Origin of the sequence: Acinetobacter sp. yr461, assembly GCF_900110445.1 — a bacterium.
GTDB classification, from domain to species: domain Bacteria; phylum Pseudomonadota; class Gammaproteobacteria; order Pseudomonadales; family Moraxellaceae; genus Acinetobacter; species Acinetobacter calcoaceticus.
Map to the genome: position 1 here is coordinate 66,029 of NZ_FODU01000006.1, position 25,912 is coordinate 91,940.

General features: G+C 37.4%; 25 protein-coding genes. 17 read left to right on the forward strand and 8 right to left on the reverse strand.

The window, feature by feature from the left end; translation table 11 throughout:
• Positions 1-30 precede the first annotated feature (30 nt).
• Positions 31-2,610: an ATP-dependent chaperone ClpB gene (gene clpB / locus BMW38_RS10895; RefSeq protein ID WP_092707863.1), complete on the forward strand. Its 2,580-nt coding sequence runs from the start codon at positions 31-33 to the stop codon at positions 2,608-2,610.
• A gap of 50 nt (positions 2,611-2,660) precedes the next feature.
• Here the strand turns inward: clpB and BMW38_RS10900 are convergent, their stop codons facing one another.
• Positions 2,661-3,155, reverse strand: a complete 495-nt coding sequence (locus BMW38_RS10900) for a CinA family protein (RefSeq protein ID WP_092707865.1) — start codon at positions 3,153-3,155, stop codon at positions 2,661-2,663.
• A 269-nt stretch (positions 3,156-3,424) separates the two neighbouring features.
• Between BMW38_RS10900 and BMW38_RS10905 the strand changes: the two genes are divergently transcribed.
• A complete protein-coding gene (locus BMW38_RS10905; RefSeq protein WP_092707867.1) occupies positions 3,425-3,841 on the forward strand; it encodes a hypothetical protein in 417 nt (138 codons plus the stop codon).
• Positions 3,842-3,859: 18 nt separating this feature from the next.
• On the opposite strand, the gene rlmKL is transcribed toward BMW38_RS10905, so the two are convergent.
• Positions 3,860-6,070, reverse strand: a complete 2,211-nt coding sequence (gene rlmKL, locus BMW38_RS10910) for a bifunctional 23S rRNA (guanine(2069)-N(7))-methyltransferase RlmK/23S rRNA (guanine(2445)-N(2))-methyltransferase RlmL (protein WP_045125169.1) — start codon at positions 6,068-6,070, stop codon at positions 3,860-3,862.
• Between the two features lie 239 nt (positions 6,071-6,309).
• Here rlmKL and BMW38_RS10915 point away from each other — a divergent pair, with 239 nt between their 5' ends.
• The 5 genes from BMW38_RS10915 to BMW38_RS10935 all read left to right on the forward strand — a co-directional run bounded on the left by BMW38_RS10915 (position 6,310) and on the right by BMW38_RS10935 (position 11,561).
• Complete coding sequence (locus BMW38_RS10915) at positions 6,310-6,654, forward strand: hypothetical protein (protein WP_092707869.1); 345 nt, start codon at positions 6,310-6,312, stop codon at positions 6,652-6,654.
• Between the two features lie 124 nt (positions 6,655-6,778).
• Positions 6,779-7,795: an aspartate carbamoyltransferase catalytic subunit gene (locus tag BMW38_RS10920; protein ID WP_003652674.1), complete on the forward strand. Its 1,017-nt coding sequence runs from the start codon at positions 6,779-6,781 to the stop codon at positions 7,793-7,795.
• Positions 7,796-7,807: 12 nt separating this feature from the next.
• On the forward strand, positions 7,808-9,043 hold the full coding sequence (locus BMW38_RS10925) for a dihydroorotase (protein ID WP_213031145.1): 1,236 nt from the start codon (positions 7,808-7,810) through the stop codon (positions 9,041-9,043).
• A 213-nt stretch (positions 9,044-9,256) separates the two neighbouring features.
• On the forward strand, positions 9,257-10,678 hold the full coding sequence (locus BMW38_RS10930) for an OmpA family protein (protein ID WP_092707873.1): 1,422 nt from the start codon (positions 9,257-9,259) through the stop codon (positions 10,676-10,678).
• Between the two features lie 103 nt (positions 10,679-10,781).
• Positions 10,782-11,561 carry a Rossmann-like and DUF2520 domain-containing protein gene (locus tag BMW38_RS10935; RefSeq protein ID WP_092707875.1) on the forward strand — a complete coding sequence of 260 codons (780 nt, stop codon included), beginning with the start codon at positions 10,782-10,784 and terminating at the stop codon, positions 11,559-11,561.
• A 14-nt stretch (positions 11,562-11,575) separates the two neighbouring features.
• Here the strand turns inward: BMW38_RS10935 and BMW38_RS10940 are convergent, their stop codons facing one another.
• Positions 11,576-12,202, reverse strand: a complete 627-nt coding sequence (locus tag BMW38_RS10940) for a glutathione S-transferase family protein (RefSeq protein WP_092707877.1) — start codon at positions 12,200-12,202, stop codon at positions 11,576-11,578.
• A gap of 449 nt (positions 12,203-12,651) precedes the next feature.
• On the opposite strand from BMW38_RS10940, the gene BMW38_RS10950 reads away from it, so the two are divergent.
• The 5 genes from BMW38_RS10950 to BMW38_RS10965 all read left to right on the forward strand — a co-directional run bounded on the left by BMW38_RS10950 (position 12,652) and on the right by BMW38_RS10965 (position 15,645).
• Positions 12,652-13,143, forward strand: a complete 492-nt coding sequence (locus BMW38_RS10950) for an OadG family protein (RefSeq protein WP_092707881.1) — start codon at positions 12,652-12,654, stop codon at positions 13,141-13,143.
• Positions 13,143-13,568 carry a hypothetical protein gene (locus BMW38_RS10955; protein WP_092707883.1) on the forward strand — a complete coding sequence of 142 codons (426 nt, stop codon included), beginning with the start codon at positions 13,143-13,145 and terminating at the stop codon, positions 13,566-13,568. The genes BMW38_RS10950 and BMW38_RS10955 overlap by 1 nt, the downstream gene beginning before the upstream one ends.
• Before the next feature lie 260 nt (positions 13,569-13,828).
• The gene (locus tag BMW38_RS19615; protein ID WP_244524343.1) at positions 13,829-14,074 is read left to right on the forward strand and encodes a hypothetical protein; all 246 of its coding nucleotides are present in this window, start codon (positions 13,829-13,831) and stop codon (positions 14,072-14,074) included.
• 199 nt (positions 14,075-14,273) lie between these two features.
• Positions 14,274-14,705 carry a hypothetical protein gene (locus BMW38_RS19620; RefSeq protein ID WP_244524344.1) on the forward strand — a complete coding sequence of 144 codons (432 nt, stop codon included), beginning with the start codon at positions 14,274-14,276 and terminating at the stop codon, positions 14,703-14,705.
• A gap of 184 nt (positions 14,706-14,889) precedes the next feature.
• The gene (locus BMW38_RS10965) at positions 14,890-15,645 is read left to right on the forward strand and encodes a hypothetical protein (RefSeq protein WP_092707885.1); all 756 of its coding nucleotides are present in this window, start codon (positions 14,890-14,892) and stop codon (positions 15,643-15,645) included.
• Positions 15,646-15,781: 136 nt separating this feature from the next.
• Here BMW38_RS10965 and trmB read toward each other — a convergent pair whose 3' ends face one another.
• The gene (trmB, locus tag BMW38_RS10970) at positions 15,782-16,498 is read right to left on the reverse strand and encodes a tRNA (guanosine(46)-N7)-methyltransferase TrmB (protein WP_004642023.1); all 717 of its coding nucleotides are present in this window, start codon (positions 16,496-16,498) and stop codon (positions 15,782-15,784) included.
• Between the two features lie 145 nt (positions 16,499-16,643).
• Between trmB and BMW38_RS10975 the strand changes: the two genes are divergently transcribed.
• Positions 16,644-19,082 (forward strand): ExeM/NucH family extracellular endonuclease, encoded by a 2,439-nt coding sequence (locus tag BMW38_RS10975; RefSeq protein ID WP_092707887.1) that lies wholly within the window; start codon positions 16,644-16,646, stop codon positions 19,080-19,082.
• 207 nt (positions 19,083-19,289) lie between these two features.
• The gene (locus BMW38_RS10980; protein ID WP_004642025.1) at positions 19,290-19,901 is read left to right on the forward strand and encodes a glutathione binding-like protein; all 612 of its coding nucleotides are present in this window, start codon (positions 19,290-19,292) and stop codon (positions 19,899-19,901) included.
• A gap of 58 nt (positions 19,902-19,959) precedes the next feature.
• Here BMW38_RS10980 and BMW38_RS10985 read toward each other — a convergent pair whose 3' ends face one another.
• Positions 19,960-20,304, reverse strand: a complete 345-nt coding sequence (locus BMW38_RS10985; RefSeq protein ID WP_092707889.1) for a hypothetical protein — start codon at positions 20,302-20,304, stop codon at positions 19,960-19,962.
• 174 nt (positions 20,305-20,478) lie between these two features.
• Complete coding sequence (gene ahpF, locus BMW38_RS10990) at positions 20,479-22,044, reverse strand: alkyl hydroperoxide reductase subunit F (RefSeq protein WP_092707891.1); 1,566 nt, start codon at positions 22,042-22,044, stop codon at positions 20,479-20,481.
• Between the two features lie 268 nt (positions 22,045-22,312).
• Here ahpF and BMW38_RS10995 point away from each other — a divergent pair, with 268 nt between their 5' ends.
• Both BMW38_RS10995 and BMW38_RS11000 read left to right on the forward strand, forming a co-directional pair.
• Positions 22,313-22,531: a DUF1653 domain-containing protein gene (locus BMW38_RS10995; protein WP_003652655.1), complete on the forward strand. Its 219-nt coding sequence runs from the start codon at positions 22,313-22,315 to the stop codon at positions 22,529-22,531.
• Positions 22,532-22,576: 45 nt separating this feature from the next.
• On the forward strand, positions 22,577-23,164 hold the full coding sequence (locus BMW38_RS11000) for an O-methyltransferase (protein WP_092707893.1): 588 nt from the start codon (positions 22,577-22,579) through the stop codon (positions 23,162-23,164).
• Here the strand turns inward: BMW38_RS11000 and BMW38_RS11005 are convergent.
• Positions 23,141-24,190, reverse strand: a complete 1,050-nt coding sequence (locus BMW38_RS11005) for a helix-turn-helix domain-containing protein (RefSeq protein ID WP_092707895.1) — start codon at positions 24,188-24,190, stop codon at positions 23,141-23,143. The two genes, BMW38_RS11000 and BMW38_RS11005, sit on opposite strands and share 24 nt — an antisense overlap.
• 120 nt (positions 24,191-24,310) lie before the next feature.
• Here BMW38_RS11005 and BMW38_RS11010 point away from each other — a divergent pair, with 120 nt between their 5' ends.
• Entirely contained in the window at positions 24,311-25,504 is a 1,194-nt protein-coding gene (locus BMW38_RS11010) for an alkane 1-monooxygenase (protein WP_092707897.1), read from the forward strand.
• Between the two features lie 50 nt (positions 25,505-25,554).
• On the opposite strand, the gene BMW38_RS11015 is transcribed toward BMW38_RS11010, so the two are convergent.
• Positions 25,555-25,764: a KTSC domain-containing protein gene (locus tag BMW38_RS11015; RefSeq protein ID WP_003652651.1), complete on the reverse strand. Its 210-nt coding sequence runs from the start codon at positions 25,762-25,764 to the stop codon at positions 25,555-25,557.
• Positions 25,765-25,912: the final 148 nt, after the last annotated feature.

A 25,912-nucleotide genomic window follows, 5' to 3' on the forward strand; every position in this document is an offset into this window, starting at 1 on the left:
AGTACAAATTTGTTGTGAGGAATAACAAGAATGCGTTTTGAAAAATTTACAAACCGCTTGCAGCAAGCCCTTTCAGATGCTCAATCTTTAGCGATGGGTAAAGACCATACCGCGATCGCAGGTATTCATATTTTATCTACCCTATTAGAAGAGCCATCAAATATTAGTTTGTTGCAACAAGCAGGTGCACGGTTACCTGAACTTAAACAAAAGCTTGAGCAAGCTATAAAAGATGCTCCGACCATTGCGAATCCGACTGGAGATGTCAATTTAAACCCTGAAGCCGTTAAAGCACTTAATCTGGCAGATAGATATGCGCAAAAAACAGGCGATGAATTTTTGTCAACTGACTGGGTTCTATTAGGGTTGGCAGAGACAGGCGAAACTAAAAGTATTTTAAATGCCGTAGGTGTAACTCCCGACAGCTTACGTAAAGTTATTGAACATATTCGAGGTAGTGACAAAGTCATGAGTAATAATCACGAAGATCAACGTGACTCACTTAATAAATATACGATTGATTTAACTGAACGTGCTTTAGCGGGAAAACTTGATCCGGTGATTGGGCGTGATGATGAAATCCGTCGTACTATTCAGGTCTTATCACGTCGTACAAAAAATAACCCAGTACTCATTGGTGAGCCGGGTGTTGGTAAAACCGCTATTGTTGAAGGTTTGGCGCAGCGTATTGTAAATGGTGAAGTACCAGAAGGCTTAAAAAGCAAACGAGTTTTATCATTAGATTTAGGTTCATTACTGGCTGGTGCTAAATATCGTGGTGAGTTTGAAGAACGTTTAAAAGCTGTTTTAAAAGATTTGGCAAAACATGAAGGCGAAATCATCCTGTTTATTGACGAGCTACATACGCTTGTAGGCGCAGGTAAAGGTGATGGCGCAATGGATGCAGGGAACATGTTAAAACCTGCATTGGCGCGCGGTGAGTTGCGCTGTGTGGGTGCAACAACCTTAGATGAGTATCGCCAATATATTGAAAAAGATGCAGCTTTAGAACGTCGCTTCCAAAAAGTACTGGTTGATGAGCCAAGCGTGGAAGATACTATTGCGATTTTACGTGGTCTAAAAGAGAAATATGCTACTCACCATGGTGTGCAGATTTTAGACTCAGCGATTATTGCTGCCGCAAAAATGTCTCATCGCTATATTACAGATCGTCAATTACCAGACAAAGCAATTGACTTGATTGATGAAGCAGCTTCTCGTATTAAGATGGAAATTGACTCTAAACCAGAAGCGCTTGATAAGCTCGACCGCCGTTTAATCCAGTTGAAAATGCAATTGGAAGCTGTAAAAAAAGATGAAGATGTAGGCAGTAAAGCCGAAGTCACTCATCTTGAAAAACAGATTGCTGAAGTCGAGAAAGAATACAACGATCTTGAAGAAATCTGGAAATCTGAGAAGACTCTTGTAGAAGGCACCAAACAAGCTCAGGTTGAACTTGATAAAGCGCGTATTGCTTTTGAAAAGGCTCAGCGTGAGGGTGATTTAGCTGAAGCAGCACGTTTACAGTATGGTGTGATCCCAGAGCTTCAAAAACAACTTGAGCAAGATGAAGTTGCAGAAGAGAACGAAGAGCCAAAACTTATTCGTACTAAAGTAACTGAAAATGAAATTGCCGAAGTCGTTAGCGCAGCAACAGGAATTCCAGTTGCGAAAATGCTGCAAGGCGAGCGTGAAAAGCTACTCAATATGGAAGGCTTTTTACATGACCGCGTTGTAGGGCAAGATGAAGCCGTTGTTGCTGTATCGAATGCGGTTCGTCGTTCACGTGCAGGGTTATCTGATCCGAATCGACCAAGTGGTTCATTCTTATTCTTGGGTCCAACAGGTGTTGGTAAAACTGAGTTAACAAAAGCACTGGCGAACTTCTTGTTTGACAGTGATGACGCCATGATTCGTATCGACATGAGTGAATTCATGGAGAAACATTCGGTTAGCCGTTTGGTGGGTGCGCCTCCGGGTTATGTGGGTTATGAAGAAGGTGGTGTTTTAACTGAAGCTGTTCGCCGTAAACCATATAGTGTGGTGTTGTTTGATGAGGTTGAAAAAGCGCATCCAGATGTATTCAATATCTTGCTACAAGTGTTGGACGATGGGCGCTTAACAGATTCACAAGGGCGAGTAGTCGACTTTAAAAACACGGTTATTGTGATGACATCGAACTTGGGTTCACAAGATGTGCGTGAGCTAGGTGAGGGTGCAACTGATGATGAAGTGCGCACCATTGTAATGAATGCGGTAAGTCAGCATTTCCGTCCGGAATTTATTAATCGGATTGATGAGCTTGTGATTTTCCATTCACTCAAGAAAGCACAAATTCGTGGTATTGCCGATATTCAGTTGGATCGATTACGTTCACGTCTTGTTGATCGTGATATGAGTTTAACTGTAGATGATACTGCTTTTGATTTATTGATTGATGCTGGTTTCGACCCTGTATATGGCGCGCGCCCATTAAAACGTGCGATTCAACAACAGATTGAAAACACATTGGCTCAAAAAATCTTGTCGGGTGATTTTGTCGCAGGTGATACCATTTTAGTTAAAGGTGAAAATGGGCACTTAGTCTTCGATAAAATGAAACTCAGCTAAGCTTTTTCTGCTAAAACCGAAAAGAGAATATGGAAACATATTCTCTTTTTTTATGGTGAAGCTGTTTGTGTTGTTGATGTGAGTAAAGCAACTAAGGCATCTGAAACTTTCTGAGTTAATGTTTTTAATTTTTGTTCAGGGTGGCCAGATAAAAAATAGTGGTAATGATAAATACGCTCTTGATAAGAAATGCAAATGAAAAAAGTACCTACAGGTTTTTCTGCGGTTTCACTTCCTCCAGATTTTAATAGACCAGTACAACTTACAATAAGGTCCGCTTGTTGAAATAACGTGTGGCCTAGTTTGCACATTTCCTCAGTAACTTGTGGTGACTCTGCTGTGTAGGTTTCTATTAACTTTGGGTCGATATTTAAAATACTAACTTTAATGCCGGGGTCATAACTCACTAAACCACCGAGTAAAATGTCTGCACCACTATTTTTATGAATGGAAAATTGACTAGTTAAATAACCCGAACTGGCACTTTCAATAAAGGCAATTTTGAGTTGACGATTTTCTAATATTTGGCAGCAATGCTGAAGCATTATTTCACCTCGAATGGTGTTTATTTATAAATAAAATCAATTTACAGATAAATTATAAAATCACAGTAAGTGATTTAAGGATGTGGTTCAAGTCTGAGATAAGAATCTATAAAACTACTGGAATATTCACAAAATGCTCGTGAAAAAAATCAGGTTTTAAAATGATCAATGTTAATTGTCGGGAAGTTTGTTTATAACATTGCGACATGCTTAAAAAATTGTTAATTTTGTTCGATATAACAAACAATAACAATTTTAGGATGAATGAAATGAACAATAAACAAGGGTATATGCTGGGAATTTTGAGCGGTGTATCTGTATTATTATCAAGTACATGGGCAGCACAACCAATGTCAGAAAGTGCGCTTGCAACTCAAACAGGAGCGATAACCACGTCTTTACCCGTCATTATTGCGAAAGCTCAGGACGATGCAAAAAAACCTGCGATAGAACAACAACAAGTACGTCAGGCCTTAGGAGATAACTATTTACAGCAGGTTCGATGGGATGCGCTTAGAACTAGCGTACTTTCTCCTTATCAAGAACAAAAACAAAATCATGTTATTGATAATAAAGAAAAGAAGAGGTTAGAAATGATTGCGCTACCGGAAAGAGCAGACCGATTTACCAAATATGATTTTGAATCAAAAAATGTTCATGGCGAGGTTATTATTACCGTGAAGTAATAATAACCTCTAATTTCATTAATATTGATCTAGAGCAGGGTGCTGAATTTTCCACGCACGGTGGATTTTTTGATTACGTTTAAAATCAAGACCAATTGTTTCAGAAGTGATTTCTTCAACCTGAAAAATAGCTTCGATCTCTTCGTCCATTTCAAAACCACGATAGTTATTCGAGAAATAGAGCGTGCCTTCACTGTGCAAACGGTTCATTGCACGTTTGATCAGTGAGATATGGTCACGTTGTACATCGAATGTACCGTAGAATTTTTTCGAGTTTGAGAATGTTGGTGGGTCAATAAAAATAAGGTCGTATTGTTCATGGCCTTCTTTTAACCACTCAAAACAGTCGCTGGCAAAGAACATGTGTTGTTCATCTGCATGATCTACAGTTAAACCATTTAGCACGAAGTTTTCTTTTGACCAGTTTAAGTAAGTGTTAGATAAATCTACACTTGTCGTACTTGCGGCACCGCCAAGTGCAGCATGTAAGCTTGCAGTAGACGTGTAACTATATAAGTTCAAGAAGTGTTTACCACGTGCTTCTTGAGCAATACGTAAACGCATTTGACGGTGGTCAAGGAACAAACCTGTATCGAGATAATCAGTTAGGTTAACTAAAATTTTAGCTTTACCTTCTTGCACGATAAAACGTTTTGAAGCTGTACTTTGTTTCGTATATTGAGTTGTACCAGTTTGGCGTGCACGTGTCTTAATAAAGATGGCATCGCGGTTTAAACCAGTAACAGCACGAATTGCAGCAAGCGCTAAATTAAAACGTTTTTTAGCTTTTTCTGGATCGATTGTTTTTGGTGGTGCGTATTCCTGAACGTGTAAACGGTCACCATATAAGTCAACAGCGACATTAAAGTCCGGTAAGTCGGCATCATACAAACGTAAGCAATAAATATTTTCTTTAGTTGCCCATTTTTTCAGGGCTGTCATATTTTTTTGCAAACGGTTAGCGAAGTCTTGTGCTTCTTCCATTTCAATAGGTTGGGCTTGCCAATTCGCTAAAAATGGTTGACTCACTTTTTCTGGTTTGATTACACCGAAACGAATATAAATTGGTAACTTACCATTCATTAAACGTAAAGTTTCAGGTGCTTCAAATGCTAAAACATCAGATTGTTCAATTTGAGCTGCAATAATTGCCGCATATTGATTTGGGAAATGTTTTTGTAAAAGCGCTGATAAACCTAGATATAGAGAACGGTTTGAAGCTTTTTCACCTAAACGTTCACCATAAGGTGGGTTAGTCACAATAAATGCAGTTTTACCTTCAGCAGCAAAATCTGGCCAGTCAGCTAAAGTACGCTCTTCGATCTGAATCTGACCTAATAAATTTTCAAAGCCTGCCGCAATAATATTTTCACGGGTTGCTTTAATTGCTTCCCAGTCTGCATCGTAGGCATAAAATTTAGGTAGAGGTAATTCAAGTGCCTTTTCGTGACGCTCTGCTGCTTCTGCTTTAAGTGAAAGCCAAAGGTCGCGGTCATGACCATGCCAGCCATTAAATCCAAAACGACGAACAAGCCCTGGTGCACGGTCAGTTAAAATCATCAATGCTTCAATGATAAATGTGCCTGAACCACACATTGGGTCGAGTATAATTTCTGGGTTACGCTGTTTGAGCTGAGCTTTTTGTAAAATTGCCGCAGCAAGGTTTTCTTTAATTGGTGCATCCGTCATAAAACGACGGTAGCCACGTTTATGTAGCGAATCACCAGACAAGTCTAAACAATAGGTATGTTCAGTTTTACCTGCCAAAGCATAGATCGTAATTTCTGGTTGTTTGGTGTCAATGCTAGGGCGACGACCTACAGCTTCCATAAAGGAATCAACAACGCCATCTTTTACACGCAGTGTAGCAAATTGCGAATTGACCATGATTTCACGTTCGGCATGTAAGCGGATTGCGAAAGTACTTTGTGGTGCAAAAATAAGTGACCAATCAAAGCTCATCGCGCCTTCATAGAGCTCTTCTGCTACATCACGTGCATCATGCGTAAATTCAAGTTCATAAGTATGAATAGGAAGTAAAACACGAGAAGCGAGACGCGACCACATACAAATGCGGTAAGCTTGTTCAAGCGTTCCTTCAATGATTAAACGTCCTGCTTTACGTTCTGTCACTTTGGTGCCAAGTTGTTCTATTTCTTCTTGTAGGAGGGGTTCTAAACCATCAGCACAAGTAATCCAATAGTGGTTTAAACGTAAAGAGGTATTCATAAACTCGATTGACCAAAACATATAAATATTAACGATGCAAAGTTTAACGTATTTTGATGTCTAAAGGTTTTTAAATTATTGCAACCTATCATTTAGCAACCAATAAACTGATTTTTAATGAGTAATACCTTGAAATTGGTATGTATTTTGCTAGACCAATACTATCGATAGTTATTTATTTAACAGACATAGTCGGTTTTTAACCATTTTTATAATTTTAATGGATGGGGGCGTTATAAATGAAAGACATGATCGGGAATGGTTTTACCACTAATGCAGATGCTTTCTCTGTGGCTACACAAATATATGTACGTATGCGTAGGGTGACTGGGCGGGTAATAGATGCAATGTACGTGATTCAAAATAAAGATTATGCAAAATATGTAATTACGATAGCGTTAGAAACAGACGATGACGAATTAAAACGATGCGTTGAGCGATTAAGATCGTTGGTTGACACACTGCCAGAGCCTTCTCAAAAAGAAAAACTTGCTGTTGTTAAAGTCGATGAAGATTCAGAAATCACCGCCGAAGACATTTATCGGGCACAAGTTCCACACCATTATATAGGTGCATTGAGATAGTCCAGATCACGGCCCTAAATTTTCTGGTCAATTTAGGGTCTTATTCTGTAAAGTTCTTCTGCGAAAAGAGCGGAATTCAGCTACACTATGCACGTTTTCGCGATTCGACCCATAGGAATCCATTATGCATATTGCAGCGTTGCATCAACCGAGCCAGGTTCAGCTCAATCAAGACGGAAATTTAAAACATTTTTTAACGATTGAGGGACTTTCAAAAGAAAACCTCACTAAGATTTTAGATACCGCACAAAGCTTTTTAGATGATAATAATAATTTAATTAACCGTCCGCTCTTAGAGGGATTGACGGTTATGAATCTTTTCTTTGAAAACTCCACCCGTACTCGTACTACTTTTGAAGCAGCAGCAAAACGCTTGTCTGCAAATGTATTGAATATTGATATTGCACGTTCAAGTACATCAAAAGGTGAAACGCTACGAGATACGCTCTGGAACCTTGAAGCAATGGCTGCGGATATTTTTGTTGTACGCCATTCATCTTCGGGCGCTGCACATTTCATTGCTAAAGATGTGTGTCCAAAGGTCGCAATTATTAATGCTGGAGATGGACGTCATGCCCATCCAACGCAAGCGATGCTCGATATGCTTACAATTCGCCGTGAAACAAAGAAACCGTTTGAAGAGTTGAGTGTTGCCATTATTGGTGACATTAAACATTCTCGTGTAGCACGTTCGGATGTTGCAGCATTACAAACACTAGGATGTAAAGATATTCGTGTGATTGCACCGAATACATTATTACCAGTGGGCTTTTCCGAATATGGCGAACATGTCCGTTTGTTTAACAACATGGATGCTGGGATCGCAGATTGTGATGTGATTATTGCTCTACGTATTCAAAATGAGCGTATTGACTCTCCAGCATTATCTTCACAGTCTGAATTTTACAGAATGTATGGCCTAAACAAAGAACGTCTTGGTTTGGCTAAACCTGATTGTATCGTTATGCATCCGGGTCCAATGAATCGTGGTGTAGAAATTGACTCAAGTGTGGCGGATGGAGACCAGTCGGTTATTCTGAAACAAGTAACCAACGGTATTGCAGTTCGTATGGCTGTGTTGGCGTTGTCAATGCAAGGCCAACTCCAAGAACAAGGCTTAATTGAAGCGATTACGTTGTAAGGAATGGATCACATGAGTATTGTAAAAATTGAAAATGTACGTGTGTTAGACCCAATCCAGAAAACAGACAACGTACAAACTGTATATATTCAAAATGGCAAGCTGGTTGCCCCAGTAGAGCAAGTTGAACAAACCATTGATGGTCAAGGTAAATGGCTAATGCCAACCATGGTTGATTTATGCGCGCGTTTACGTGAGCCTGGTCAACAGCAACACGGGACACTTAAATCTGAAGGGAAGGCGGCACGTGCTAATGGCATTTTGCATGTCATTACCCCACCAGATTCAAAGCCGATTGTACAAGACAACGGTGCCCTCATTCATGGTCTGATTGAAAAGGCATGGCTTGATGGCGGCATCCACATGCATATTATTGGTGCTCAAACTCAAGGCTTAAATGGTAAACAACCTGCAAATATGGCTGGCCTGAAAAAGGGCGGTTGTACTGCTGTTTCAAACGCCAATGCTGCTTTTGAAAATGATGATGTGGTTATTCGTACTTTAGAATATGCAGCGGGTCTTGGCTTAACGGTTGTGTTCTATGCCGAAGAACCACAGATTGCTAAAGATGGATGTACACACGAAGGTTTTATTGCTTCTCGCCAAGGTCTGCCGATGATTCCGGCACTTGCTGAAACTGTAGCGATTGCAAAATATTTGCTTATGATTGAAGCAACTGGCGTAAAAGCTCACTTTGGTTTGTTGTCTTGTGGTGCATCGGTTGAACTAATTCGTGCTGCAAAAGCAAAAGGCTTACCTGTGACTGCTGACGTTGCAATGCACCAGTTACATTTAACTGAACATTTAACAGACGGTTTCAATTCACTTGCACACGTTCGCCCACCATTGCGTTCTGAGCAAGATAAAGAAATTTTACGTCAAGGTTTAAAAGAAGGCGTAATTGATGCAATTTGTACGCACCATGAGCCTTTAAGCAGTTCGGCAAAAATGGCGCCATTTGCTGAAACTCAGCCGGGCATTACAGCTTTTGATACCTATGTATCGTTAGGGATTCAACTCATTAATGAAGGTTTATTCGAACCTCTAGAATGGGTTGCTAAAGTAACCAGCGTACCAGCGCAGGTTGCAAATATGACCGCGCGTTGGGAAAATGAAGCTGGATGGGTATTGGTAGATCCTGCTTTAAGCTGGACAGTAAGCAAAGACACAATTTTATCGCAAGGGAAAAATACCCCATTGTTGGGCCAAACCTTGACAGGTAAAGTACTGCAAACTTTTGCTAACTGATAAAGTACTTAGTTAAAGTAAATTTAAAATATAAACAGGTAGATCAATAAGATCTACCTGTTTTGTAAATACTAGATGGAAAATTGTATATAAATTATATAAAAAACAACAAAAGATTCTAGGCAGATTAGAATAAAAAACTATCAGCAAAGAAGAACTATTTGAATAATCAAAAGTTGCTGGTTACGACGTATAAATTCGGGAGAATAACCAATGTCGATAAACCCTATAGAATTGCTTAAAGAAAAAGTATCTTCAATATTATTAGATGAACAGGATGGATACCTAGGCGAAAAATCAAATGCTTTATCTAAGTTTTATCCAATTTTACTTTCATTATTAGCTGCTAAACCTGATCTTATTGGACAATTGAAAAATAGTCTGGCTCCATCGTTATCCGATCTTTTTTCGCATAATGATCAAATCAAGAATACCGTGCTTACTCATTTAAGCGGCACAGCACCAAATAATGAAATTGAAAGTACACTCAACAGCGCGATTAAACCCAGCCTTAATGCAATTTCAGATGTTGCCGGAAATGATCAGCAAAGTATTGTGAATTATTTACGTCAACACGCAGAAACAATTCGTTCATATTTACCTGCATGGGCAGTGGGTCTATTAGCACCTTTAGGTGTGGGTGCAGGCCTATCTTCGGTTCCACATTCAACTTCAACAGCTCCACCATTAGCTGCAGCCAGCGAAAAAACGGGTAAGTCTCGTGGATTCCTACCTATTATCGCTCTAATTATTCTGGGTCTTATTATTGCTTGGTTATGGCGTTCTTGCCAGCATAAAGAAGCTGTACCAGCACCAGAACCATCGGCTGCAAGTGGTGTTGAAGCCGCTGCTGCACCAGCTAGTTTAACTTTAAGTACAGATGATAAAGGGGCAGTGAGTCAGTGTCAGGCTGGGATTGGCGACCAAGGTTTCTTGGCAACGCTACAAACAAACGTTAAAAATGTTTTTTCGACAACTCAAGATTGTAATGTGGATACAAGCCAAACTTATGCGGCTTCATTTACAGACAAAGATGCACTTGCTGGTGTGCTCGGTGCATTAAAAGGTGTGCCAAATGCATCTTTAGAATGGGTGGGTGATAAAATTACTTTGAAAGCAGCTGATGCAGCAGCATTAGAAGCTTTAACTGCAAAAATAAAAGCATTGGTGCCACATACTGAGGTTGTAGCCGCAGCACCAGTAACGGCTGAACAATCTGTGAGCAATAGCTTGAGTGCAACACAGACTGCTTTAACAGCAATTGACCCGAATAATGTCGATGTAAATGCATTAGTAAAAGCTCTTAACTTGCAAATCATTAATTTTGCGAGTGGTTCTAGTGACATTCCGGCAGATAACAAAGCTATTCTTGATCAAGCTGCAACACTTTTAAATAAAGTGAATGGAGTGAAATTAAATGTTGGCGGTCATACAGACTCAACTGGTAATGCTGCATCAAATAAAGCGTTGTCTCAACGCCGTGCGCAAGCAGTAGTAGATTATTTAACATCTAAAGGTGTAGACGCTTCTAAATTAGTTGCACAGGGTCATGGCTCTGATCAGCCAGTTGCTGAAAATACAACTGATGAAGGACGTTTCAAAAACCGTCGTATCGAATTTTCAGTAGCTCAATAATGAAATAATTTATGAAAAATTATTGATTCTATTCATTTTGATTTGAAAAAAGCTTCTCATTTTGAGAAGCTTTTTTTATAGAGATAAATATTGTTGGGTTAATATGAAAATCAGTTTGATAGGAAGTGGACGAGTTGCCTTTCATTTGGCACAGGCTTTATTGGCTCAAGGTCATAACATCTTACAAGTCTATGCACGTGATTTTGATAAAACCCAAAAATTTGCAGAGAAAATTCAAGCTAAAGCATGTCAGTCTTTACAGCAATTTCAGCCAGTTGATTTAATTATTCTGGCAGTTTCGGATAGTGCAATTGCAGAGCTTGTAAAACAGGTGCATGAATTATTTCCTGAAACTCTTATAGTTCACACCTCGGGTAGTACAGATATTGAAGTCATCAGTCATGTGCATGAAAAAGCAGGGGTGTTTTATCCATTGCAAACATTTAGTCTTGAAAGAGAAGTTGACTGGTCTGCAACGCCGTTGTTTGTTGAAGGAGTGGTAGATGCCGACCAGGAACTACTTTTAGATTTAGCAAATAGCCTAAGTAATCGAGTATATAAATATAGCTCGAAACAACGTTTAACTTTGCATTTGGCGGCAGTGTTTGCATGCAATTTTAGTAATTATTGTTTTGACATGGCAAAGCAGGTTGTAGATAAAGAGCAGGTGGACTTTAGTTTGCTTTATCCTTTAATTATAGAAACAGCTAAAAAAGCCACTGAAAATGATCCAAAACACATGCAGACAGGACCTGCAATGCGCAGTGATCAAAACATCTTGACCATACATCAAAAACTATTAGCTCAAGCAGAACGAGATGATTTAAAAGAGGTCTATCAACTTTTAAGTGATGGCATCGTGAAGCGCCATCACTCGGCTTAAAGCTTATTTAAAAATTAAGGTTCGCCGTTATTTCCCCATTTTAAAAAGCCCGCACGTTGATTTAAAAGTTCAAAATATTGGTCGACGTGCTTAAGCGTTGGATGGTCAAAAGGAGTGGCCTTCCAACGTTGTACAGACAGGCCAATTGGAATATCGGCTAAGCTGAATTGGGTACCTGCAACATAGGCTTGAGTTTTTGCAAGTTGTTGATCAAGAATCTGCATATGACGATTCCAGTTATCAATACCTTGTTGTAATAAGTTTGGGTCTTGATGATCTGGTGAATTTCTCAGCAGAGACATAATGGTATAAGTCCAACTGTTATTCAGCTCTATCGCTTGCCAATCAAGCCACTGGTCTACAAAAAATCTTTCTTTTGCTTGAGTAGGGTAAATCAGGTGCTCTTTATCGTAGGCATTTGCTAGATAACGGATAATACTATTGGACTGCCAAAGGACTAAATCGCCATCTAAAACAACAGGGATTTGTCCATTTGGGTTTAATTCTAAAAATTCAGGAGATTGGGCAGAACGAACGCCTCTTCCCCAATCTTCTCTTTCATATTCAAGATTTAATTCTTCACAGAGCCATAAGACTTTACGAACATTGATTGAGTTATCGCGCCCTAAAATTTTTAACATGTTGTTTTCTGACTTTTCGTGAGATTAAGTAAATTGAATGTAATACAAATTCTTTAGTTATTTAAGATTTAATAATAAAAAAGATCAGAGAAATATAATGGCTATAGAAGCTTAATTTTTTTCATATTATCTATTCTGTTAAGATGGAAAATGTACAGATAGTTTTTTATAGTTGGTGTTAAAATAATGTATTGGAAATGAAAATATAAATTCTGAATGTATCTTAATTTTACGGTTATTGATCAAGAGAAGATCATTGGGGATGGCGTAATTCAAGTAGGTTGGTTTCTGGTAGATGATAAATCTGCCTTGCTTTATGAACCACCTTACAGAATGCGCTCAAAGTCTGAAACTAAGCATGCAAAGTCAGCAAGTCGTTTTCTCCAACTTAAATTACACTGTTTTGTATGAGAATTTAAAATAGTATTAGATAGAGAAAAATATTTTATATGTTTAATTTATTATTAATGGGGCTTTCAATTGTTTTTGGATTTTTTTTAATCTTATGGTTAATTTTTAAGTTTCTTCTTCTTGTTGCTAAGAATATCTATGCAAAGTATATTTTTTTAGGATTATCCTTAATTTTACTTTTAATTTGGGGTGGCTATTTTATTATAAAAAATTATGAACAAAGAAAAATAGTGAAAAATTTTTGTTTGCAGGATAAAAATTTTAATACAGATCAATTGTATGAAAGAGCGATGGCAAGTTATTTTCAGAGTTATAAAGATGATATCATTTTTAAAAAATCGAAAGATAAAGTAGATGATAATGAAAAAAATGATAATGCAACTTACAATCTTTTTGTTTTAAAAGAGAATATTTATAATTTTGATGACTTGCAAAATGCTTTTAAAAATAAAATTGAAAATCCATATAATACACTTAATTCAAAAGTTTCCGTGGGGAAAATAGGAAAAAAATACTTGATGAAGATTTAGTGTTAGATGGTATTTCTCATGGTAGTGTTGTGGTTTTAACAGGGTTTTCAAAAATACGAGACAATATTGACGTAAATAATAAAAATTTTTATCAGCAACTCAATAATAAAAATATTTTTTTATTAACATTTTCATCAGGTGGTGATGCTAATCTGCAAAACTTTTATCCATATAACTGCTGTAGTATTATTAATTATGATAATTTAATTAAAAATAAGGAGGTTAATCATCTTTCTAAGCAAAAAATAACTAACTATTATTTAATTGTTTCTTATTATAAATATAAAATTAATACGTTTATTAAGGATATGAAATATATGCCTCTTAAAGAAATTTATATTGAATCTCAGGCACATCCTATTGATGAGTGTGGAAGGGTTTATTTTAATGTTTATCTTCCTGTAGAAAGATTGAGTGTTAATTGAAGTTAAATTAGGCCAAATAATGATATGTGATATAGTTTATATTAAAAATTATGAATTATTGTCTTTCTATTAGTTTTAAATTTTTGATTAATTGTGAAAGGTGATGGTTGTTTTGGTTTGAATTATGTGGCTTTATATAATGTATTAATTAGCTTTTTGGCTCATTTAAAAGTCAAACTACCTACTTGAGCTTGAATGGAGATTAAAATGAAGAACTATAAAATATTTTTTTTGCTGTATTTTTCTTGATCTTTGAATTTATGAGTAATAAATATCAAGAATATATAATTAATAAAAATGAAGAAAAAGGATTTTGTACAAGTAAGAATAAATATCTTACTGATGAAGAAAAATTAATAAATTTAAAAGCAGATTTTTTGGCTATAGAAATGGAGCATTGGATTAGAAGCGGTCATGAAGGATTTAATGTGGATGATTATGCAATGTATGTTTCTAAATTTAATTTTAATAATAAGGATGAAATTATTAAAGTGATAAGTACTTAAAAAATAGATAAAAAATTTGAAGATAATATGGGTGTTGTAGCAGTAGCAACAATGCAGGAATATTATAATAATAAATATTGTAAAGAAGATAAAAGAAGATAAAAGAAGATGTAAAGATTTAAAAGAGAATAAGAATAATTTAAAAAGTTTATGGACAAAAGATAATCGTGTAGATATTGGTTATTTGAAAAGTTTGCCAATGAATTATTCTATAATAATTTTAGGTGAAGTGGTTTATCCACTTTTAAGTTTGAAGAAAATAAGTAATAGAAATTATAGTGTAGAAGAATATTCATTTAATAAGCTTTGTTGTGATAATAAAGAAATTCTTAAAGTGATTAAAGCAACAGATTTAAAAATAGTAGGGAATATGAAAAGAAGGAAAGAAGGTGAAAAATTATATAGTACCAAAGAACCCCAACTAAATTTAGATCAAATTAACGGTGAAGATATTGATGATAACTATATTATGAAATTATATGAGAATTTAGCGCTTAATGAGCCTGTACAAATTCAAAAATACGGAATACATATGAGTGTAGGTTCTTTAAGACGTGATATACACCCAAACGTTAGAAAAAATATTAGTAACAGCATGTGGTACTATCTCAGAAGAAGAGCAAGTATTTAAGTCTAGTGAAACTCAAAGTGGCGAAGATATCTCATTAAGAAAAAGAAATAAATTATATTAATTAGATTTTTGCTATTTTATAATTTTAATACTATTTAGAAGTTTTGATAATTTTAGAGATTAACTAATGTCATATCTAAAGAAAAATTTATTGACTATGAGCTTTTTATTTTTAGGGGGATGCATGAATAAAGAAAAAACCAATATACCTCAAGAGGGGGGTATTGTTATATGGAAACAAAATAATAATTTAGTTGTTAAAGCAAAATTAGGAGAGCGTAGAATACATATTCCTGATCAATTTGATTCAGAGTTTTATCGCCCAGAAAGAGAACATTATTTAGGTCAGTTTCCAATAAGTTATATACCTGAAAAATTTGCTTCAATTACGCAAAAAGAGATAGATAGTTTACCAATGCCTGATTCAAATCGGCAATTACAATTTAATCTAGTTTTAAGAAATTCACACTTTCAGGCTACAGATGGGTATGTACCAGATCATAAAGATCAAGTACGAGTTAAGATTGAAGGCCTAACTATAGATATGCGAGAGCAAAAATTTGATACTCATAAAATAATGCTAAATAATTTTAATTCTAAATATGTAAATCTTAAATCGAAGTTTAAAAAAAATGGTTTGGATTGTTATAAAAGAAATATATCTGATAACGCTTTTCTTTGTTATGGATATTCAGAAAATAAGGATGTTACTGGCGTACTTTTAGAAGTTTTTACTTTGGAAAATACAATTGATAATAAGTTTGTTCAAATTCGTGGAAATAGTTATGAGCCTAATAAATATGGGGGATTATGGGTTAAATGGGAAACAAATTTAAATAATTGGGAAGAGTGGCAAGAGATTGATAATGCAATTTGGCGCTTATTGGATGTCTGGAACGTGGCTCCTTTAGAAGTTAAGTCAAAAAATACTAGAAAATGAATATGTTAATAATTAACTTAAATTATTAATATGTATAGTTTAAAAATATATTGAGGTATATGATTTATGCTAATTTAAAGGGCATTAAATACTAATATTTAATGCCCTCGTTTATTTGGTATTTAAAAGCCAGTTTTTACTTAATCTTTTTAAAGATAAAGTCATTAATCTTATGACCTGACTCAATACCACGGCGTTCAAACTTAGTCACTGGGCGCCAGTCTGGACGTGGGTAGCTGTTGCCTTTACCTGCCAAGTTTTCAAGATCTGGACGGTTGTCTAATACATCTAGCATCCATTCAGCATAAGGTTCCCAATCTGTTGCAGCATGGAACGTACCACCAAGCTCAAGCTTTTGTTCAACCAATGGCATACGCTCATGAGCAACAAAACGGCGTTTAAAATGACGTTTCTTTTGCCAAGGATCTGGGAAGTAAAGTTGTACACAGTTAATGCTGTTGTCTGGCATTTCACGCAGAACCTGAATCGCGTCTGCATCAAGTACACGTAAGTTTTTAACTTCTGCTATACCTGCTTCATACAAGCATTGAGCAATACCAGGCACATGGACTTCAATACCCACATAGTTGCGTTCAGGGTTTGCTTTTGCCATAAGGACTAACGAACGACCCATACCAAAACCGATTTCAACAGTTAATGGACGCTCTGGGTGTTCGAAGTGTTGACGTAAGTCGCCAACAGGATATTCCAAAATTAAATCGCGATGTTGTTCTAATGCCGTGCGTTGAGACGTATTAAGTGGTGCTGAGCGACGCATAAACGTCACAATTTCACGGTGTTCAGGCAAATTGTCTAAGTCTGCAATTTGCGTTTCTAACTGATCGATCGACATAACCTTGGCAATATTGAAATTCAAATGCGGTATTTTAAGTCTTCATGTGATCAAGTCAAATGTTTCGGTGTTTTTCTTCATGTAGATGTCATGATCAATATTTACTCTAAGAGACTAATTAAAACTCATATGAACACTTTTACTCATGAAAACTTTTCAATTAAGAACACTTTCGGTCTTTTTAAGTGCATTAGGTGCATTTTCATATAGCTCAGTTGCTCAAGCACAGCTGATGTTTAGTCAATATGTTGACGGCAGTAGCAATAAAAAAGGCTTGGAAATTTATAATCCAGATGGCGCTACAGTCAATTTAGCTGATTATGAGATTCAACAATTTAATAATGGTGGAACGGCAAAGACAGTGGCTTTTCGTTTACAAGGCACACTCGCGAGTAAGCAGAACTTTTTAGTGGGCCGCTCAGAGTTGCAAACTGAACTTGGTAGTAAAGTAAATCAGGTGGCAGCCCTATCTTTTAATGGAGATGATGCGGTTGTACTTGTTTATAAAGGTACACCTGTAGATCGTTTTGGCCGTATTGGTGAGCGTCCAGCAGCGGGATGGGGGACAGCAGTTTCAAGCCTCGGAAATAGTTTTAAGCGTATTGAAACAGAGAACCCAGCTTTAAGTGTTGATGCAACCGCAGCATTTGATTTGGATCATTCATGGTCGGCATGGACAAACCGAAATGACTTTTCAAATTTATCGGGTTCTACAACTCCGCCTCCTGTTGAAACAGTAAGTTGTTCAAGCTCAGATACAGCTATTGCTGACTTAGCGGCAGCAACTCAAGACCAGACTTATACTGTACGTGGTGTGATTACAGCTGATTATCGTTATGCCAATGGTTTCTCTGGTTTTTATGTTCAAACGCCTGATACAAAGGCCCGAGCAAATGTTAGCAATGCCATTTTTGTTTATATTCCAAATAGCAGTGCGGTAAAAGGTGGACAAGTTGGCGATGAGGTTATTTTACGTGGTCGTTTAACGAGCTATCAAAATCAGCTACAAATAGATCAATTACAACAAGATATTCAAACCTGTAATAGCAATATGGCAAATCAGGTTCAGCCAATTAGCCTTGAACTTCCATTTGCTAGTTTAACGGGTGGCTCAATTAATTCACCGCAACGTTATCAAGGCATGTTGGTCAAATTACCTCAGACTTTAACGGTGAGCGAGAACTACAATTATGGCCGTTATGGTGAGCTGTCGTTAAGCTTAGGTCGTTTATATATTCCAACCAATTTATATCCAGCGCTGTCTCCTGAAGCTAAGGCTTTGGCACAAAAGAATTTATTATCAAAAATTATTTTTGATGATGGTTATAACAATCAAAACCGTACACCCTGGTTACCAAGCAATTTTAGTGCTGCCAATACGCTACGTTCGGGGTATCAACTTAAAAATGCTGAAGGTATTTTAGAGTACCGTTTTAATGGTTGGCGTGTGCAACCTGTGCTTGGGCGCAATCAACCTGAGGTTCTTACTCAACCAAACCCGCGTCAAAGTGTCCTTACCAAAAATGCCAATCACATTCGTGTAGCTTCATTTAACGTTTTGAACTATGACAATGGCGCAACAGGTTTTCCAACAGAACGCGGTGCGACAACCCAAGCTGAGTTTGATAAACAGCACCGTAAAATTGTGAGTGCATTAAAAGCGATTGATGCCGATGTATACGGTTTGATGGAAATTGCCAACAACGGTTATGGCCCAGACAGTGCTATTGCTCATTTGACCAAAGCTTTAGGTAGCGATTGGAAATACGTCGTTCCTGAAAATCTAGACCGTTTAGGTGGTGATGCGATTGCTGTGGCTATTATTTATAACAGCAAACGTGTTAAGCCTTTAAATAAACCTGTTGTGCTTGATTTAGGCGACAAGAACCGAACAACTTTGGCGCAAAGTTTCCAAGCAGTTCGTGGTAATAAAACCTTTACTGTTATTCCAAACCACTTGAAATCGAAAAGCTGTAGTGGGGTCGATGCTAGCTCTACTGACGCAGACCAAAAAGATGGACAAGGCTGTTGGAACCCAACTCGTGTGAAAGCAGTTGATCAAATTGTGCAGTGGTTAGCGAAAAATCCAACTCAAGTGCCTAAGCAAAATGCTTTACTTGTCGGGGATATGAACAGTTACGCAAAAGAAGAACCTATTTTGTCATTTGAAAAAGCGAACTATAAAGTTTTACTTAATGACACTAAGGTAGGTCAGGGCACTCAGGCATATAGTTATGTTTTTGGTGTTGCGAGTGATGCCAACGGTAATGGTGGAGCAGGTAACCTAGACCATGCAATTGCTGATGCAGCTTTATATCCAAAAGTAGTGAGAACCTTTGCATGGCATATTAATGCAGATGAACCAACGCTTTTAGACTACAACGAAGAATATAAAACCGATGAGCAAAAGGCATTGTTCTATGGTGAAGATGCCTATCGTTCTTCGGACCACGACCCTGTAATTGTCGATCTAGATTTAAATGGAAAAGACTCAAGTCACCCTGACGACGATAAGAAAAATGGTATTTTTGATTTCTTAACTGAATTAATGAATTGGCTTAGCCAGCTTTTTAAGCGTAATTAACGGAAAAATTGCGTGACGCAAATGTGTTTTATCATATTTTAAACAATCGTCACGCAAGACAACTTGCAAGGAATGACTTTTTGAAGAATATTAGATGGTGTAAGTATTTTATAAGTTTACGCTTTTTTACAATTAAAGAATTGTGCAAACCTTGCAGGTTTTCTAGAAGCAATTTAAAACGTTAATATGAGATAACAAGGATCAGATATGAAATTATATTATTCGCCAGGCGCATGTTCTTTAGCTGCACATATTATTTTAAATGAAATTAATGTTGATTTTGACTTAGAACGGGTAAATTTAAAAACACATAAAACTGAAAAAGGCGCAGATTATTACGAGATTAACCCGAAGGGATATGTACCTGCTTTAGAAATTAATCCAGGTTTAATGTTAACTGAAAATGTGGCGATTTTACCGTTTCTTGCTCAGCATGACCCTAAGCAGGATTTAATTCCGCCATCTGGGATGGGCCGTGCGAAAGTATTAGAGTGGTTGGGGTATTTGAACTCTGAATTACATGATGCTTATGCAGTTTTCTTTGGGGCGCCATTAACAAATGATGAAAAAACCAAAGCTTATGCAGAAATTGATCGTCTTTTAAAATATATCGATAATTATTTGGCTGAATCTGATTATGATTATTTAGTAAATGATAATTTTGGCCCAGCAGATGCTTATCTATTTGTTTTAACAAATTGGTCAAATTCAATTGAGCATGATTTAACACCATATAAACACATTATTGCACTACGTAATAAAGTAGCAGAGCGTCAATCTGTACAAATTGCGATGCGTGATGAAGGCTTAATTTCATAAAAGATTTTAAAAGCCAAAAAAAGCCCCTAATAAATAGGGGCTTTTTTATTAAAGACAATTAGTGTTGAGCATCTTTTTTCACTTCAGCAGCGGTATTTTCAACAGCTTGAGCTGTATCAGCAGTTGCTTTACGAGCAGTCGCTTCAGTTTTTGCAGCAGCCTCAGCGGTAGCATCAGCAGCATGGTCAGTTGCAGCATCGATTTTTGCAGTAGCATTATCAGTTGCAGTAGCAATATCGTCTGCAGCTTTGTCACCAGCAGATTTGATATCTGCAGTTGCTTGTTGAGCTGCATTTTCTAAGTGTTCACCCGTTGTCGCACCTGTTTCTGGAGCTTTATCTTTATTACATCCAACAAGAGCAACGGTCGCAGCAAGACCTAAAGCAACAAGTAATTTATTCATTGTGTTTTTCCTTCTAATTTATGGCATCCAAAATTATGGATGTCTAAAATATAAACATAAACTAACTGATTAATAAAGATCGAAAATTGTTAAAGAGTTGTAACGCTAATATTAAAAAAGCCTAGCATTTTGTAATGCTAGGCTTGGGTTAAATCGTACTGGTTTGACTAAATTTTATTGCCCAGAACGGATAATGTAATCAAATGCAGAAAGCGATGCTTTAGCGCCTTCACCTGTAGCAATAATGATTTGTTTGTAAGGCACAGTGGTACAGTCACCCGCAGCAAACACACCTTTGACATTAGTCTCGTTGCGGTCATTTACAATGATCTCGCCACGATTGGTTAATTCAAGCTCACTGTCTTTCAAGAAGTCAGTGTTTGGCAATAAACCAATCTGGACAAAGATCCCTGCAAGCTCTACTACATGCTCTTGATCAGTCGCACGGTCTTTATATTTAAGACCTGTCACTTGTGAACCATCGCCTAATACTTCAGTACTTAAAGCATTCATAATCACAGTGGTGTTTGGCAAGCTATGCAATTTGTTTTGCAAGACTTGGTCTGCACGAAGTTTAGTATCGAACTCAACCAAAGTGACATGCTCAACAATCCCTGCAAGGTCAATCGCAGCTTCTACACCCGAGTTACCGCCACCAATCACGGCAACACGTTTGCCTTTGAACAATGGACCATCACAGTGTGGGCAGTATGCGACACCACGGGTACGGTATTCTTGTTCACCTGGTACATTCATTTCTCTCCAGCGCGCACCTGTTGAAAGGATCACTGTTTTCGATTCAAGTTTTGCACCGTTTTCAAGCTCAACTTCAACCAGACCATTTCTGGTTTGATCTGCACCAACGATTTTGCTGACACGTTGCAGGTTCATAATATCGACATCGTATTCACGAACATGTGCTTCCATTTCGGCAGCAAACTTAGGACCTTGAGTTTTTTGCACAGATGTGAAGTTTTCAATGTCCATGGTATCCATGACCTGACCACCAAAGCGTTCAGCCACGATACCTGTGTTAATGCCTTTACGTGCTGCATAGATGGCAGCTGTTGCACCTGCAGGTCCACCACCAATCACTAACACATCAAACGCATCTTTGGCATTAAGCACTGCTGCATCTTTTTCAGCGGAGTTGGTATCAAGTTTCGCCACAATCTCTTCAAGTGTCATACGACCTTGACCAATATGCTCATTGTCTTGGAACACCATTGGAACAGCCATGATTTTGCGTTGTTCTACTTCGTCTTGGAAGAATGAACCATCGATCATGGTTGCCGTTGTGTTCGGATTATAAATCGCAATCAGATTAAGCGCCTGTACCACGTCCGGACAGTTATGACAGCTTAGCGATACAAACACATCAAAGTCAGCTTTGAGGTTTAAACCTTTAATCTGGTTCAATACTTCATCAGAAACTTTAGGAGCATAGCCAGACACCTGTAACAGTGCCAAGATCAAAGATGTAAACTCATGGCCCATCGGTAAACCAGCAAAGAACACACGAGGTTGTTCACCTGCTTTAGCCACACCAAAGCTTGGACGACGTGTATTGTTGCCATCAAAACGGGCCGTCACCTTGTCAGAAAGTTCAGCAATTTCGGTAACCAGCTCTTTAATTTGAGCAGCTTTATCTGATTCATCCAAAGCAGCAACTAATTCGATTGGACTTTCTAAACGTTCTAAGTAAGCTTTTAATTGAGTTTTAATGTTTTGATCTAACATCTGTTTTTACTCCAATGCATCCAAATTCTTTCAATAGATGCATAGTACGTTAAAACACAAAATAGGTAAAACAGTATGTTTTTATAGATTTAATCGGTTTTTTGAATGTGGTGTGGTACTTATAAACAATATCAATAATTTAAAGCGGTAATTTGTCTTTAAGTGTCCTTTATTACTCTTTTTTATCTTTTAAAGTGAAAGTATTTAAAAATTTATATATGTTATATGGCTGTAAAGATTTTATGTCATAACATTAAAAGGTACTTTCATGTCATTGCAACGCGGCATTTATCAGCATTATAAAGGTAATCTCTATCAAGTTTTTTCTGTGGCAAAACACAGTGAGACTGAAGAGGAACTAGTCGTTTATCAGTGTCTTTATGGTGACTATTCGACTTGGGTGCGTCCACTAGATATGTTTACTGAAACGGTTCAAGTGGCTGATGGAAGTATCGTACCGCGGTTTAAGTTAATTCAAAGCACTTAACTCAAACGACTGTCATATAAAATAACGATTTTAAAGGGTGAATATATGCCAAATACTTTTTTCTTACAAAGAGTTGCAGATTTATATGACACCTTTAAACGGCATGATGCCCAGCAGGCAGATCGCTTGCTGCGTTATCGAAATATTGAGGCTGAGTCTGCAAAACTACTGTCGCAATTTATTCGCATGCAGCAAGCCAAGTCAGTTTTAGAAATTGGTACTTCAACGGGTTACTCAACTTTATGGTTAGCTGAAGCCGCTCAGGCAACTGGTGGGCAGGTGACTACAGTTGAAATTGATGCAAAGCGAAGTGCTGAGGCGAAACGCCATGTTGCTGAGTTAGAGCTGAGTGAAATCGTTCAATTTTGGGTAGGCGATGCAGCTGATTATTTAAAAGAAGCTCAGGATACGTTTGACTTTATTTTGTTAGATGCTGAGCGTCATGCTTACGAGAATTATTGGCCAGATTTAAAACCTCTGATCAAGCCAAAAGGTGGCGTACTCATTATTGATAACGTCATTTCACATGCGGCTGAAGTAAAATCATTTTTGGAACTGATTAAAAATGATCAAAACTTTATGAGCAGTATTTTGCCGGTAGGCGCTGGTTTATGTATGGTAGTTCTGAAGTAGGTTCACTTTCTTTAGATATTCTTGCCGATAAGCTTGTGGACTACAGCCCTGTACTTTATTAAATGCACGGGTGAAATTGGCAGGATTGGAATACCCCAGCTCATAGGCAATATGGGTAATGGTAAAGGTAGAATTTTCTAATAAATCAATGGCGCGCTCAGTGCTGATTTGTTGCTTTAAAGCTTGAAACTCAACACCTTGTTGTTGCAAATAGCGTTGCAAGGTTTTGGTAGAAATGTTTAATACTTTGGCACATTCCATTAGGGTTGGGACTTGATTAGCTTGTCGCAACATCATGCTGACCCATTCCACAATTTCACCTTGATGATAGATCTTCTGGATTTGTTCCTGACAGCGTTGCTCAACTATTTTTAAACTATGCGCGTCGGCTAAAGGTAAGGGCAGTGCCAATTGTTGCTGATCAATCACCACGCGTATACCTGAAAGCCACGTATAGTTAAAGTGGAAATTGGCTTTCACTAAAGATACGTAACGTTCTTGATAGCTCGGCTCTGGAATACTCAAATATACTTGGTAGCGTTGTAATTGCTGACCTGCCAACTCTAAGAGGCTGTAGTAAAACGCCACGGCGATCGCTTCAATATGAAAGGCCAAACATTGCTTATTCATCTGCAAAATCGGTTCAAATAATAGTTCAACCTTTTGCTGATTGGTCGGAAACTGAATACTGAGCTTAAAACTCGGCATAATCAGTCTAAAATATTGTGCAATCAGCCTAAGTGCATGTTCCAAATTAGGACTAGTCATTAGCGCATAGCCCACTAGACTATGTGAGCTGAGTTTTATATTTTTACCGAGTTCAAAGGCCAAGTCTTGAGTGTTGGGCAGACTCAAACCAATCTCAATGAATTGTTCAATTTGTTGAATCGATAATAATTCTGTTTTTGCCAGTTCTTGCTGCAATGTCATCAATAAATCATTATCGTATTGATGCGTGTTGATTAAAATTTCAATCAGCCGTAAATAATAACGTGAGGGAATAACAGGGATCTGTTGCTTCTGCACAAGAAAAACTCAGTAAAGTCTTAAAATGATAATAGCAAGTCTTAAAATGATAATATAGAGGCGCTATGAAGGAACACAATCAATTCAAGCAAAACATTTTATGTTTGATTGGAGTTTCTAATGAATATGCATATTCAACTGGATGTCGAGCAAGCGACAACAACATTTAAGGACAAAAAACGTCATTTATGGCTATTGGGTTTGGCTGTACCGACCATTGCAATGGGTGGCCTAGCGGGCTATCAATTTGGTCCTAAAAAAACTAAAAAGTTCTTTGCTTCATTTGGGCCATTATTTATTCATGGTGTTATTCCTGCATTGGATAAATTGATTGGTGAAGACACAGAAAATCCACCATTAGATGCAATCGCAGATTTAGAAGCTGATCCGTATTACGCTCGCATTGTTAAACTTTTTATTCCTTTGCAATATGCGACCAATATCTATGGGGCATATTTAGCCAGTCGTAAAAATACATCTCTTGCTGATCAGGTTTTACTGGGAACTTTGGTGGGAATGGTCAATGGGATTGCTATTAATACTGCCCATGAACTTAGCCACAAGAATGGACAGCTTGAACATTATTTATCGCATTTAGCTTTAGCACCATCGGGTTATAACCATTTCCGAATTGAACACCCTTATGGACACCACCGTCGAGTTGCGACACCTGAAGACCCAGCATCTTCACAATTTGGTGAAACCTTTTGGAAGTTTTTACCACGTACCGTGATTGGCAGCTTTAAATCGGCGATCGAAATTGAAAAGAATCGTTTAGAACGTAAGAAATTGCCTTTTTTCTGTAAGGAAAATGAGCTGATTCATGGCTGGGCGATGTCTGCTGTGTACCATGCAGCCATGTTGACGAAATTTGGTACGCGTTCTCTCCCATTTCAAGTTACTCAAGCCGCTTATGCAGTAACTTTGTTTGAATCGGTGAATTATATTGAACATTATGGTTTAAAGCGTGCTAAGAAAGAAAATGGCCAATATGAACGTACTCTGCCAGAGCATAGCTGGAACAATAATAATGTGGTGACCAATTTATTCTTATATCAATTACAACGCCATTCAGATCATCATGCCAATCCAACTCGCAGCTTTCAGACCTTACGTCACTTTGAAGATGCGCCGCAATTACCAGCAGGTTATGGGGCAATGATTCTGCCTGCATTTATTCCATCTTGGTGGTCAAAAATTATGGATGATCGCGTTGTCGAGCACTATAAGGGCGACCTCAGTAAAATCAATATGCATGTTGATGTGAAGGATAAAATGCTAAAGAAATATATAGAGCAAAATCACGCGGCTTAAATAGTTGAAAGATATAAAACAGATCAGCCCAAGGGGCTGATTTTTTATGATTAAGCAGAAATACAGAGCCTTTTAAAATGCAGATCAAACTCAAGATATTTGTGAACAAATGCAGTTTTATCATTTGTACGTAGCAAATTATTGTAGATAAACTCTGGAACGGGATGATAGAGCTCACCTGAGCCATTGCTATAGAAAATTTTTAAATAGCGTGAAGAAACATCGTATTTCCAAGAGGTTACAACAACAGATTTTTCCATATAACTACTCCTACTTTTATTTGATCTTTTAGTACATATATAAAAACTCTTTTGTTTCATCATTTGACAGTACTCCAAGTTAAGCAGACTGACAATTCATAAATGAATGTTGCTATAAATTTATAAGTATAAGAATTGTAAAAAATTA